At 73.3% G+C, this 12,589-nt stretch carries 13 protein-coding genes; 5 read left to right on the forward strand and 8 right to left on the reverse strand.

Annotated features, from left to right (window positions below):
• From GSF22_RS22055 to GSF22_RS22075, 5 genes are all read right to left on the reverse strand, one after another.
• The coding region (locus tag GSF22_RS22055) for a family 16 glycoside hydrolase (RefSeq protein WP_208815640.1) at positions 1-669 on the reverse strand (669 nt) is incomplete at its 3' end.
• Between the two features lie 199 nt (positions 670-868).
• A complete protein-coding gene (locus GSF22_RS22060; protein ID WP_208815641.1) occupies positions 869-2,665 on the reverse strand; it encodes a glycoside hydrolase family 15 protein in 1,797 nt (598 codons plus the stop codon).
• 104 nt (positions 2,666-2,769) lie between these two features.
• Entirely contained in the window at positions 2,770-3,162 is a 393-nt protein-coding gene (locus GSF22_RS22065) for a cupin domain-containing protein (protein ID WP_208815642.1), read from the reverse strand.
• 351 nt (positions 3,163-3,513) lie between these two features.
• Positions 3,514-3,927, reverse strand: coding sequence for a hypothetical protein (locus GSF22_RS22070; protein WP_208815643.1), 414 nt, complete (start codon positions 3,925-3,927; stop codon positions 3,514-3,516).
• A gap of 214 nt (positions 3,928-4,141) precedes the next feature.
• Positions 4,142-4,591, reverse strand: a complete 450-nt coding sequence (locus GSF22_RS22075) for a septum formation initiator (protein WP_208815644.1) — start codon at positions 4,589-4,591, stop codon at positions 4,142-4,144.
• Between the two features lie 103 nt (positions 4,592-4,694).
• Here GSF22_RS22075 and GSF22_RS22080 point away from each other — a divergent pair, with 103 nt between their 5' ends.
• The 3 genes from GSF22_RS22080 to GSF22_RS22090 all read left to right on the forward strand — a co-directional run bounded on the left by GSF22_RS22080 (position 4,695) and on the right by GSF22_RS22090 (position 7,235).
• Positions 4,695-5,390 carry a response regulator transcription factor gene (locus GSF22_RS22080; RefSeq protein ID WP_208815645.1) on the forward strand — a complete coding sequence of 232 codons (696 nt, stop codon included), beginning with the start codon at positions 4,695-4,697 and terminating at the stop codon, positions 5,388-5,390.
• Positions 5,387-6,658, forward strand: a complete 1,272-nt coding sequence (locus GSF22_RS22085) for a sensor histidine kinase (protein WP_208815646.1) — start codon at positions 5,387-5,389, stop codon at positions 6,656-6,658. The genes GSF22_RS22080 and GSF22_RS22085 overlap by 4 nt, the downstream gene beginning before the upstream one ends.
• 103 nt (positions 6,659-6,761) lie before the next feature.
• Positions 6,762-7,235 (forward strand): PepSY domain-containing protein, encoded by a 474-nt coding sequence (locus tag GSF22_RS22090; RefSeq protein ID WP_208815647.1) that lies wholly within the window; start codon positions 6,762-6,764, stop codon positions 7,233-7,235.
• 58 nt (positions 7,236-7,293) lie between these two features.
• Here the strand turns inward: GSF22_RS22090 and GSF22_RS22095 are convergent, their stop codons facing one another.
• Entirely contained in the window at positions 7,294-8,748 is a 1,455-nt protein-coding gene (locus GSF22_RS22095) for a cellulose binding domain-containing protein (protein ID WP_208815648.1), read from the reverse strand.
• Positions 8,749-8,890: 142 nt separating this feature from the next.
• A complete protein-coding gene (locus tag GSF22_RS22100; protein WP_208815649.1) occupies positions 8,891-9,784 on the reverse strand; it encodes a sulfotransferase domain-containing protein in 894 nt (297 codons plus the stop codon).
• Positions 9,785-9,947: 163 nt separating this feature from the next.
• Here GSF22_RS22100 and GSF22_RS22105 point away from each other — a divergent pair, with 163 nt between their 5' ends.
• Positions 9,948-11,042, forward strand: coding sequence for a beta family protein (locus GSF22_RS22105; protein WP_307804206.1), 1,095 nt, complete (start codon positions 9,948-9,950; stop codon positions 11,040-11,042).
• Positions 11,043-11,141: 99 nt separating this feature from the next.
• Here the strand turns inward: GSF22_RS22105 and GSF22_RS22110 are convergent, their stop codons facing one another.
• Positions 11,142-11,426, reverse strand: a complete 285-nt coding sequence (locus tag GSF22_RS22110) for a HesB/IscA family protein (protein ID WP_208815652.1) — start codon at positions 11,424-11,426, stop codon at positions 11,142-11,144.
• 266 nt (positions 11,427-11,692) lie between these two features.
• Between GSF22_RS22110 and GSF22_RS22115 the strand changes: the two genes are divergently transcribed.
• Positions 11,693-12,415, forward strand: a complete 723-nt coding sequence (locus GSF22_RS22115) for an MIP/aquaporin family protein (RefSeq protein WP_208815651.1) — start codon at positions 11,693-11,695, stop codon at positions 12,413-12,415.
• The last annotated feature ends 174 nt before the right edge of the window (positions 12,416-12,589 follow it).

Here is a 12,589-nt window from a genome sequence, read left to right on the forward strand (position 1 = left end):
TGGCGGGGTGGTCGGCGGTGCGGTGGTGGTCGGCGGCGTGGTCGGCGTGCTGCCGTTGTCGCTGGCCACGACGTCGTCGAAGGTGGCGGCGGCGTACGCGGTGACCAGGGCGACCCGGCCGTTGTCCTCCATGCTGTCGGTGCCGGAGCCGACCTGGGTGCCGTTGACGAAGCCCCGGATGGTGGTGCCGCTGGCCTCGATCCGCAGGGTGGCCCAGGTGCCGGTGCCCACCGCGACGCTGGCCGAGCCGAGCGAGGAGATCTGGCTGCCGTTGACCGCCTGGAGTTCGGCGCGACCGCCGCTGAACAGCGCCAGCCGGTACATCTTGGTGGAACTGCTGGCCCGGGCGGCGATGCCGACCAGGCCGTTCGCGCCGTACGCGACCGGCTTGACCCGCGCCTGGACCTGGTAGTCGGTCCAGGCCGTGTTGCCGGCGAACTGCCGGGCGAGTTCGCTGCCGGTGGCGGACTGGGTCAGCTCGCCGGAGCTGACCGTCCAGGTGCCACCGGACTTGGACCAGCCGTCGGCGTTGCCGTCGCCGAAGTCGTCACCGAACAGGGTCGCGGCGTGTGCCGTGGCGCCGAAGCCGGCGACGAGGGCGACCGCGGTCGCGGCGGCACCGGCGGCGAGGAGCAGGCCGCGCCGGTGTGCCGATCGTCTATTCCGCACTAGGTCCTCCTTGAACCGTTCCGTGGAGTGCCGGCACCGTGTTCGGTCGTCGTACCGCTGCGACCGGGGCGTACCCGGTGCCCGGTGGCCAGGAAAGGGCTTTCCCGCAGAGGCCAGGCTAGGCGTGATCGCGATCACCGTCAATGCTGCCCGGTTGCAGGAATGTTGCAGCCGTCACATCCCCGACCGCTACGCACCGTCATGCGGTGGTGGGATCGGTCAGCCGCCAGGCCGCGTTGATCAACCCGATGTGGGACAACGCCTGCGGCATGTTGCCCAGGTGGGCGCCGCTGTCCGGGTCGATCTGCTCGGCGAACAGGCCCACGTCGTTGGCCCGGGCCACCACCTTCTCGAACAGCACCCGGCCCCGCTCGTGCTCACCGGCCATCACCAGGCACTCGACCAGCCAGAACGAGCAGAGCACGAAGCCCGCCGGGTCGGTGGACCAGCGCCGGACCAGCCCGTCGGCGGTACCGAGCTCCCGTTCCACGACCCCGATGGTGGCGCGCATCCGGGGATCGTCCGCCGGGAGGAAGTGCACCACCGGCAGGAACAGCACCGACGCGTCCAGTTCGGGCGACCCGAACGCGCCGGTGTACGCACCGACCCGCTCGTTCCAGCCCTGCTCCAGCACCGCCGCGCGGATCTCGTCCCGGACCCGCGCCCAACGGGCCGGCTCGGCCCGGTCACCCAGCCGGGGCGCCAGTCGTACCGCCCGGTCCAACGCCACCCAGCAGAGCACCTTGGACGACACGTAGTGCCGGTCGACGTCCCGGGTCTCCCACATCCCCCGGTCCGGCAGGTGCCAGGTCGCCGCGACCTGCCCGGCCAGATCGATCACCATTTCCCGCAGCTCGACGTCCAGCTCCGTGCCGAGCAGGTGGTGCAGCCGCCAGACCGCCGAGATCACCTCACCGGGCACGTCCAGTTGGCGCTGCCGCCAGGCGTCGTTGCCGACCCGGACCGGCCGGCTGTCCGCGTACCCGGCGAGATGGTCGAGTTCGTGTTCGGAGATGTCCCGCTCCCCCGCCAGGCCGAACATCACCGGCACCGGGGCGTCCCCGATCCGGCCGATCGAGCGGGCCACCCAGGCGAAGAGCCGGGACGCCTCGTCCGGGCAGGCTGCCACCCAGAACGCCCGCAGGGTCATCGCGAAGTCCCGTAACCACGAGTAGCGGTAGTCGTAGTTGCGGTCGCCGCCGATCCGCTCGGGAAGCGAGGTGGTCGGCGCGGCCACCACGGCACCGCTGGGCGCGTAGGTCAGCCCCTGGAGGACGGTCGCGCTGTGCCGGACCAGCGGGGCGTACCGCCCGTCGTAGCGGTGCGTCTCGCGGAACGCCTGCCAGGCCCGGACCGTCTCGGCCAGCGCGGCGACCGGCTCCAGCAGGGTCGGTGGCCCCCCGTACGCCGGGGCGTAGGACAGGTCGAAGCCGATCGTCTGACCGGCGGAGACCCGGAACGGGGTGACCACCCGGCTGTCCCCGGGGCGCAACGGCACCCCGGCCCGCAGGGTGAGGGTGACCGGTCCGGCGGCGGCCAGTACCGCGTCGCCGGGCAGCCCGTGCAGGTACGGCGTGAGCAGCCCGTACTCGGGCCGGGGCACGAACTCGCTGCGCATCGGTACCGTCCCGCGCAGCCCCTCGACGACCCGCAGCAGCACCGCCGGGGAGTTCAGGCCCAGTTCGTGCCCCCGGGCGCCGGGTTGCGCGGCGAGCGCGTCGGTCACCGCGACGCTGCCGTCCGGGGTGTCGTGCACGGTACGCAGCACCAGGGTGTCCGGGAGGTACTCCCGGCGGACCCGGTGCCCGGGGAGACCCGCTCCGGCCGGGGCCAGCGACCAGTGCCCGGCGGTCGGGTCGAGGATCCGCCCGAAGACCGAGGGACTGTCGAACCGGGACGGGCACCACCAGTCGACGGAACCGGTCAGGCCGACCAGGGCACCCGACCGGCAGTCCGACAGGAAGCCGTAGTCGGCGAGCTGCGGACGGTACGGCACGCCGGGGCGTACCCGACCCGGCGTGCCGTAAACCGTGGGCCTCCCGCGCCCGGCGTCACACGGTGCGCGTCAGGCGGTGGGCCTCAGGCCGTCCACGGCCGGCGTCAGGCGGTGGGCGGCTCGTCCTGGCCGGCCGCCTCCCGCTCGTCGGCCTCCTTCCTGGTCCGGTGCACCGCCTGGTCGGCGTGCTCCGGTGGCCCGTAGACGGTGTAGAGCACCAGCGGGTTCGGGCCGGTGTTCACGAAGTTGTGCTTGGTGCCGGCCGGTACGACCACCAGGTCGCCCTGGGCCACCGGCTTCGTCTCACCGGCGACCCGCGCCTCCCCCACCCCGCTGACGAAGGTGAGGATCTGGTCGGTGTCCTCGTGCACCTCCTCGCCGATCTCACCGCCCGGCGGGATGGTCATCACGACCAGTTGGGTGTGCTCCCCGGTCCAGAGGACCCGCCGGAAATCCGGGCTCTTCTCGGCGACGGTGGCGATAGTGAAATGCTCCATGGTCCTGGCTTACCCGGCGGAGCATCCGGTCACGCGCGGACCGGATCTGCCTCACCGGCAGGTTTGTCCCCGGTCGGGACGGGAAGAGAAACCAGGGACCGGCGGGACGGGCCGGTCGAGCCAGGTCCCCGCCGGCGTACCGCCGCAAGGGCTGCGGTGGCGGGAGACGGCCAGAGCGCGGCGACGCGACGACCACGGGTCGGGCGCCGCCGCGCGCTCGTGTCCGGCCGGAGCGGCGCCGGAGGGGTCGTCGGCCACCTCCACGCAGGTGACGACGGGGGTCGGGCGGCCCCCGTCGCGGCCCCGGCACGGGGGACCGGCCACGACGGGGGCCCGTTCCGTGGTGGACCGTCAGGAGGCGGCCACCATGTGGAAGGCGCGGTCGGCGAGGTTGCCGGCGCCGTCCCTGGTCTGCACGAAGGCGGCGTTCGGCACACCGGCCCGGCCGACCACGGTCACCCGGCCGTCCGGCGGCGCTCCGACGCTGCCGGTGAACCCGGTGGTCGCGACGAAGGCCGAGCGGGTCATGTCGTGGCTGAAGGTGACCTGGTAGGTGCCCACGCCGAGCCGCAGGGTGGCCACGGCACCGAAGCCCCGCACCAGGACCCCGGTGGATTCGACGACGGCGAAGAAGACCTGCGCGGTGGGGGGCATGCCGGAGACGGTGGCGGGGACGAGCGCGGCCCCGGCCTCGCCCAGCTCGGCCTCGGTCGGTGCCGGCTGGTCGGTGATCTGGTCGACGGGCTGCGCGGACTTGTCGGACATGGGTGCTCCTTGCGGTGGACGGGGTGGCGGAATCCGCAGCGGAGGTCCGCCTCGTACTGATCTGCCCAGACTTCTACCGTTGAGCACGATCAATACTTATTTATGTCCATAGGTTATTCCGCTGGAACACCCGCCAGCCAGCAGCAGATTTGTACAATCTTGGACAGGTGCCTAGAAAAACGAGCAAGGCTCAACTATTGCCCGAATGTCCACCTCAGTCGTCTGCGCCGACCACCGGTACGCCCCCGGAACAGACGATCCGCACCTCGGACCGGCCACCCGGGCCGTCGAACGTGACCTCCACGTCGTCGTCCGGGCCCCGGTCCGCCTCCTTCACCCGGTAACCCGGCGCCGGAGCCCAGGAGACCAGCCGGACCTCCCGGCCGGCGCACTCGGCCACCACGCTGCCGCCCCGCACCACGAACGACCGCCGGGTACCGGAGCCCCCCGGTGGATCGGTCGGACCGGCGGACGGGGCCCCGGGCTCCGGGGTCGGCTCCGGCGACCCGGCCAGCGCCCGCTCCACCTCGGCGGCATCGCGCACCCCGCCGGGCGTACCGGTGATGCTCTCCCCCACCAGCCGGATCGCCCCCAGCCCGATCCCGGTGGCGAGCACGGCGGCGGCCAGCCAGCCCAGCACGGCGAGGAGCGTACGGCGACCCATCCCCCGACTATGCCCGACCGTCGGCTAAGACCCGGCCCGGTGAGCCCTAACGGACGGTTAACGACCCCGGCCGCCCCCACCCGGAGCGGCTACCCTGCGGAGGGTGGCCCGCCTGCTGCTGATCGAGGACGACCCGACCATCCGGATCCCCCTGCTCCGGGCGCTCCGCGACCGGGGACACGCCGTCGCCGCCGCGACCGGCGCGATGGACGGGCTCCGCGACGCCCTCGACGACCGGCCCGACCTGGTCGTCCTCGACCTCGGCCTGCCCGACCTGGACGGCCGCGAACTGCTGCGGATGCTGCGCGCGGTGAGCCGGGTACCGGTCATCGTGGCCACCGCCCGTGACGACGAGCCGGAGATCGTCCGGGTACTCGACGCGGGCGCCGACGACTACCTGGTCAAACCCTTCACCGCCGCGCAGCTCGACGCCCGGATCCGGGCGGTGCTGCGCCGCGCCGCCCCGGCCGGCGACACCGCCGACCGGCACCTCGCCGTCGGCGGGCTGACCATCGACCCCGGCGCCCGGGAGGTACGCCTCGACGGCGCCCCGGTCGCGCTCACCCCCCGGGAGTTCGACCTGCTGCACCACCTGGCCACCCGGGCGGGTCAGGTGGTGACCAAACGGGAACTGCTCACCGAGGTGTGGCAGATCCCGTACGGCGGCGCGGACAAGACGGTCGACGTCCACCTGTCCTGGCTGCGCCGCAAGCTCGGGGAGAGCGCCCAGCAGCCGCGCTACCTGCACACCGTACGCGGGGTCGGGGTACGCCTGGACGCTCCGGAGCCGGGCCGGTGAGGCGCCGGCTGGCGCTGCTCGTCGCGGCGACCACCTGCCTGACCGTGATCGCCTTCCTGGTCCCGCTCGCCCTGCTGGTACGTACCGTCGCCGAGGACCGGGCCACCGTCCGCGCCACCGCCGACGTGCAGGGGCTCGTCCCGGTGGTCGGTACCGCCGACCCGGCGACCGTCCGGCTCACCGTCGAGCAGCTCGTCGCCGAGTCGGGGCGGCCGGTCAGCATCTTCCTGCCCGACGGGTCGGTCCTGGGTACCCCGGCCGCCCGTACCCCGGCGGTCGCCCTCGCCGCCCGGGGCCAGAGCCTGACCGCCCGGACCGACGACGGACGCGAGGTGGTCATCGCCGTGCAGGGCCGACCCGGCGGCACCACGGTGATCCGCACCGTGGTCGACGAGGACGAGCTGACCAGCGGCGTCACCCGGTCCTGGCTGGTCCTGGCCGGACTCGGCGTCCTGCTGCTCCTGCTCGGACTGCTGGTCGCCGACCGGCTGGCCCGCAGCCTGGTCCGGCCGATCGTGGCCCTGTCCGGGGTCTCCCACCGGCTCGCCAACGCCGAGCTGACCGCCCGCGCCGCCCCGACCGGCCCGGCCGAACTGCGGGAGGTGGCCGGCGCCCTGAACCACCTCGCCGACCGCATCCAGGTGCTGCTGCGGGAGGAACGCGAGCAGGTGGCCGACCTGTCCCACCGGCTGCGGACCCCGCTGACCGCGCTCCGATTGGAGGCCGAGTCGCTACGCGACCCCGACGACGCCGCCCGGATCACCGCCGGGGTGGACGCCCTGGAACGTACGGTGACCGGCCTGATCCGGCAGGCCCGGTGGCGGGCTGCGCCGCCCCGCGCCGGCACCTGCGACGCCGCCGAGGTGGTCGGCGAGCGGGTGGCGTTCTGGTCGGTACTCGCCGAGGACACCGGCCGGACGGTGACCCTGGACCTGGCCGACGGGCCACTGCCGGTTCCGGTGGCCGCCGACGACCTGGCCGCCGGAGTGGACGCGCTGCTCGCCAACGTCTTCGCGCACACCCCGGACGGCACCGCCTTCCGGGTCCGGCTCACCCGGCAGGGCGGCGGGGCGGTGCTGACCGTGGCCGACGAGGGGCCGGGGATACCGCCGGGACTGGTCCGACGGGGGGTCAGCGGGAACGACTCCACCGGGCTCGGCCTGGACATCGCCCGGCGGGCGGCGCAGGCCAGCGGGGGGCGGCTGGAGCTGGGCGGCAGGGTTGGCGGTGGTGCCGTCGTCCGGCTGCACCTCGGTCCGCCCCGCTGACCGGGCACGGATTTCTTAACCGGGCGTTAGGGTCCACACAGCGCACCGCTATCCGCCCGCGCGGCACGCTCCTGAGGTAGCCACGGAGACCTCGGAGGTAACGATGAAGCGCACGTCCCTGATCGTGGCGGCCACCGGCGCCGCAGCCGTCCTCGCGGTGACCGGTACCGCCCTCGGCGTCGCCACCACCGGGCGGGACGCTGCCCGGCCCGCACTCGCCGCCGCGACGCTCGCCCCCACGCCGGACGGTCAGCCGTCGGCGACCGGCCCCGCGCCCGGCAGTCCCGCCGGCACCGCCCCGGCGCCGACCGGCACCACCCCGACCACCGGGGACCAGGTCAGTCCGCAGCGGGCCGGGGAGATCGCGCTGGCCCGGGCCGGTGGCGGGCAGATCACCGAGATCGAGGCCGAACGGGAACACGACCGTGACGTGTGGAGTGTGGAGATCCTCAACGGCACGACCGAACACGAGATCGAGGTGGACCGGCACGACGGTTCCGTGGTGCAGGCGGAGCAGGAGCCGGCCGACGACGATGACGACAACGACGACGATGACGACGACCGGGACGACGACTGAGCGGTGACGTCCGACCGGCAGGGGCGCCCCCGGTGCCGACCGGGGGCGCCCCGTCGCGTCAGCGCACCGAGCAGGTCAGCCCGCCGGGTGGCTGGTCCGCACCGTTGACCACCATGCCCCAGGTGGTCGTACCACCCGGCGCCAGCACACCGTTGTAGCCCACGTTGGTCGCCGAGACCCGCTGACCGGACTGGGTCACCGTGGCGTTCCAGTAGTTCGCCACCTGCTGGCTGCCGGGGAACGACAGCACAGTCGACCAGCCACCGATCGCCGAGGAACCGGTGTTGCGTACCGTGATCTCGGCCTGGTAGCCACCGGACCAGCTACCGGTGACCGCGTAGCTCGCGGAGCAGCCACCGGCCGGCGTACCCGTCGGCGTCGGGCTGGCCGTCGCCGACGGGCTCGGGTCGACCGTCGGGCTCGGACCGGTCGTCGGCCCCGAGCCGTCCGAGGTGGTGTAGCTGACCTGGGTGTACGCCGCCGCACACCGGTCACCGCAGGAGGCCGGCAGGGAGAACCGGTACACCCGGCCGTTGTTGACGAGCGTGCCCGCGGCGTCCCGGACCCGGATCTGGAAGTCGGTGCCACCGGGGACGGTCGCGCCGAGGATGTACGACTGCCCCATGTCGCTGTTCATCTGCGCCGGCTGCCAACTGCCGTTGCTCAGGTACTCGACGCCGTGGATGCCGTTGGCCAGGTGCGACACCGCGATCGCCGGCCAGTGGCGCTGGGCACCCTGCAGGAAGCCGATCCGGATGTCGCCCGAGTAGTTCGGCGCCGGCACGAACTCCCACTGGATCCGGCGGTTGCCCCAGTGGTCCGGGTACAGGTCGCCGACCGGCGCCCCGTTCTTCACGAACTGGTTCAGCGAGGCGGTGGCGAGGTCCAGGTGGTACCGGTCGTCCCGGCACCAGGCGTTGCCGTCGCCGCAACTGTCCGCCACCAGCATGGTCAGCGTGGCACCGTTGTAGGCGTCCGGCACCCAGGACCCGTTACGGCAGAACGGCTGCCCGGGGGCACCGTCGTTCAGCCCGGTGCAGAAGTCCCCGATGGAGACCCGGATGTACCGGCCACAGTTCAGGCCGTTGTTCCACAGGCCGATCTTGTCGGCCATGCTGGGTGGGATCGGCCGGGGCGGGTAGGACGTGTAGTCACCCGGGGTGTCGTACACGTTGAGCGCGAGGAAGTGCGGCGAGTCCAGTTCGCCCTGCGGCAGCCCGCAGCCGCCGTACGGGGAACCGAGGCTGTCGAAGTAGGTGGCGTTGCCGGTGACCGGTGCAGGCGGGTCGCCCGGTACCAGCGCCCGGGCCGGAAGCTGGCTGACCAGCAGCGCGGCGACCGCGCCGGCGACCAGGGCGGCGAGCGCCGACCGGCGGACCCGGGCCGGGGTCGACCGGGGCAGCGGGGTCCGGGTCGACCGGCGGACGCCGGGGTCGGTCGACGGGATGACGGGGGACGGAACGGACCGGCGCGCACCGGGACCGGATGCGCGGCGGGACGGGAAGAGGTGCATCGTGCGCCTTCCAGGCAGGGTCGTCTGACGACTGGCAGTGGGTGCCCAACCCATGCCCGGCCTTCCGCGCCCGTCCATGCCATCACTGCCCCGCCCCGCTGTCAATCGACGACGGCAACTCCGGGCCGGCCGGTCCCTCGGGTCAGCGGCCCCGGTGCAGCCAGTCCAGCAGGTCCGCCGGCACCGACCCGGCCACCCTGGCCCGGTACCGGGCCAGGTCGTCGGCGCCGAGCAGCTCCCGGGCGGCCCCGGAGCCGCCCCGGCGGAAGAAGGCGTCCCGGTCCTTGAGCACCCCCAACGGGTCCGGCACCAGCAGATCGGCCCGGACGCGCATCCGGTCGAAGGTCGCCGCCTCGACGAGCTGCGGCCAGCGCGGTGCCGGTACGTCGATGCCGAGCCGGTCCGCGAGGCGACGCATCTGGCCGGCCAGGTCCGCCGACAGGTCGTCGTAGTGCACCAGCACCACGTTCGGCTCGTCCCGCCGGGCCCAGGCGTCCCGGTAGTGCCAGAGCACACCGGGCAGGGAGTCCAGCTCCTCGCGCGGATCCACGTCCCGGTCGATCCAGGAGCGCAACCACTCGGGTACGTCCGGGCGGCGCGGTGCCGGCCCGGTCGGCGCCGACCGACCGGTCAGCTCGGCCAGTCGGACCCGGTCGATGTTGGCGCCCTGGTGGTAGAGGGAGACGGCCATGTCGAGCGGATGCCGGGCCACCACCAGGTAGGTCACCCGGGGATCCTGCGGTACCCCGTCCAGCGGGGTGTGGGTCTTGACGAACCGGCGGTGCCGCTGGGCGGCGAGCCGGGCGTACACCTCGTCGCGCGGCTCCACCAGCCAGTCCAGCCACGGTGACAGCGTGGTCAACGGTGCCGGCAGCTCCGGGGTCTGCAGCACCAGCAGCGCACAGATCATCTGCGCCCAGGTGGTGCCGCACTTCGACCGGGTACTGATGACGATGTCCCCGTCCCGGAAGGGGAACCCGTGCCACCGGGCGCTGTCCTCGTCGGGGGATCGGTATCGGAAGGGCGCCTCGGGCATCGCCCGATGCTACGGCCCGCCGGCCGGCCGGTCGCCCGGATTTCGGTCCGCTCCGCGACACCGGCCCCACCCGGACATCGACCCTGTGACATTCACCGATGGGTGGCTAGATTGAGGTATGGGGCCCGGCCACACCGATCGGACGGCACCGCACTACCGTCCGGTGCTCCACGGTGGACGGGGCGAACTGGAGGCGTTGGGTCACCTCGACGGCAGCGAGGTGCCGTTCCTCACCCCGCTGCTGGAGATCCCGACCGGCCGGGCCGCGCCGGACCTCGCCGCCGAGTTGCGCTCCCGGCTCCCCGGCGGGCTCGTCGTCGGGGTCGACCCCGGTGACGCCACGGACGTCGACCTGACGCGCTGGGGCGTACCCCTGCTGCCGGTGATCGGGCTCGCGGAGAGCGACCAGCGGCTGACCCGGCACGGCGAGGCGAGTCGGGCCTGGCTCCGCCGGGCCGTGGTGCGGCTCCGGACCCGGCACGACCGGGGCGGGCCGGATGCCGCGACCGCATCGGTGGAACGGATCTGGCGGCTGACCGGCCTGGTACCCGAGCAGTGCGACCTGGTCATCGACCTGGCCGACGTCTGCTGCGCGGCCGACGTGCGGACCGCCGAACCCCGGGCCCGCCGGCTGGTCAACTGGGCCCACCGGCACGCCTGGCGATCGGTGACCGTGACCGCCGGGGCCATGCCGCCGACCCTCGGCACGCTGCCCACCGACGAGGTGGCCCGGTTGCCGCGCTGGGACTGGTTACTGTGGCGGCAACTGGTCGATCTCCGGGTCGACTTCGGTGACTACGGTCTGCGGTCCGCGCTGCCGGCGTTCGACGTACCGGCCGACCGGCTGCCCACGATGGCCTACACCGCCGAGGAGACCTGGTGGGTCTACCGGTGGTCGCGCCGGGGCGGCCGGGGTGACCACCGCTTCACCGACCTGTGCCGGACCCTGGTCTCCGCGCCGTACTGGCCACCGGCCGGCGCCGGTTTCTCCTGGGGTGACCACGAGATCCTGCGGCGGGCCCGGCACGCGGCGGGTCCCGGGTCGACCAGCAACTGGACCGCGTGGAGCACCTCGCACCACCTGACGCAGGTGTTGACCGACCTGCGGCGGCCGGCACCGGCGGACCGGCAGTCGGACCCCGGCCACGAACCGCCCGGCGGACGCCGGTCCGGTCACGGACGTACCGGCCGGCGGGCCACCCGCGGTGACCGGTCGGGCTGGCCGCCCCGGGGCGGAGCGGACCGGCGGGCCGGCTGACACCACCCGCCCACCGGACCGGACCGTCGACGGACCTGCCGGGACGGGACCCGACCTGCCGGACCGGCACGGGAACCGACCCGCCGGACCGGTACCCGGTCAGGCCGGCTTCTCAGTGAACCCGAACTGGATGACCCCCTCGTCGTCGACCTCGGCGTCCATCGAGGTGTCGTTGAGCAGTTCGGCCGCACCGGAGTCGAGGAAGACCCGGGCCCCGTTGCTGTCGACCACCTGGTCACCCTGGGTGGGCTGCGGTACCAGCTCGATCGAGAGCGAGCCCGCCGCAGGATCGGAGGCGATCCGCAGTCCGCCCTTCTCGGGTACCGACTGCTGGGCGGTCAGGTCACGGATCACCAGCACGGCGTTGTCGGTCATGGTGAGCATCTCGAACTCCTCGTGGTATCGCGGATCGTGGCCGTCGGCGCAGGCTTGGCTCAGCCCGCTCACGAGCACACGGCGGGAGAAGACGGTCGCCGCAGGTCGTCGCGGTCGACGGGACAGGGCAGCTGACGGGCCCCTCGGACCCCACGTTGCCCGCTACCGGCCGATCCGTCAAACGGAACGGCTCGTCTCCCCCGACCTGGCCACCGGGAACCGGCGATCCGCCCGGAGTTTCCACCGCACCCGCAAATCCTCCCTATCATGACGTAGTGGATGATTCACGCCGATACGCCGCCGAGTTCCTCGGCGCGCTGCTGCTGGTCTTCTTCGGCGTGGGCAGCGCGGTGGCGGCCCGCCAGGAGGGCGGTGTGGTGGTGGTCGCCCTGGCGTTCGGCTTCATCATGCTGGCGCTGGTCTACACGATCGGCCCGCTCTCCGGCAGCCACGTCAACCCGGCGGTGACCCTGGGCGTGCTGCTGTCCGGCAAGATCTCACCAGCCGGCGCGGTGGCGTACTGGATCGCCCAGTTCCTCGGCGCGACCGTCGCCGGGTTCGTCCTCTGGGGGCTGACCCGCTGGGGTGCGGTGGTCGACCAGACCGGCACCCTCGGCACCAACGGCTACGGCAAGCACATCAACCTCGGCGGGACGATGGTGCTGGAGACCGTCCTGACCTTCCTGTTCGTCCTGGTGGTCCTGGTGGTGACCAGCCGGGTCGAGCACGCCGGCTTCGCCGGACTGGCCATCGGCCTCGCTCTGGCCGTCGTCCACCTGGTCGGGATCACCCTCGACGGCACCTCCGTCAACCCGGCCCGGTCGTTCGGTCCGGCACTCTTCGAGGGCGGCACCGCGCTGCGCCAACTCTGGGTCTTCATCGTCTTCCCACTCGTCGGCGGCGCACTCGCGGCAGCCGTCGCCCCGCTCCTGCTGAGCGCGGGACGGCGCTACCGGGGCGAGCCGGAGGAGCCACCCGGCCCTTCCCGACCCATCTGATCTGGAAAAAACCTTCGCCCGGGATGCTGCGTTGGCAGATATCTTCATGGCAGCATCTGCCCATGCATCGTCGTCTCTTCGTCCGTACCCTCGCCCTGGTGGCGCTGGTCGGCTCGGCCGCGACCGCCGGCGCGCCCACCGCCACCGCCGAAGCCCCGCCCCCGGCCCTGGTCC

This window comes from Micromonospora echinofusca (assembly GCF_017614955.1).
Lineage (GTDB): Bacteria > Actinomycetota > Actinomycetes > Mycobacteriales > Micromonosporaceae > Micromonospora > Micromonospora echinofusca_A.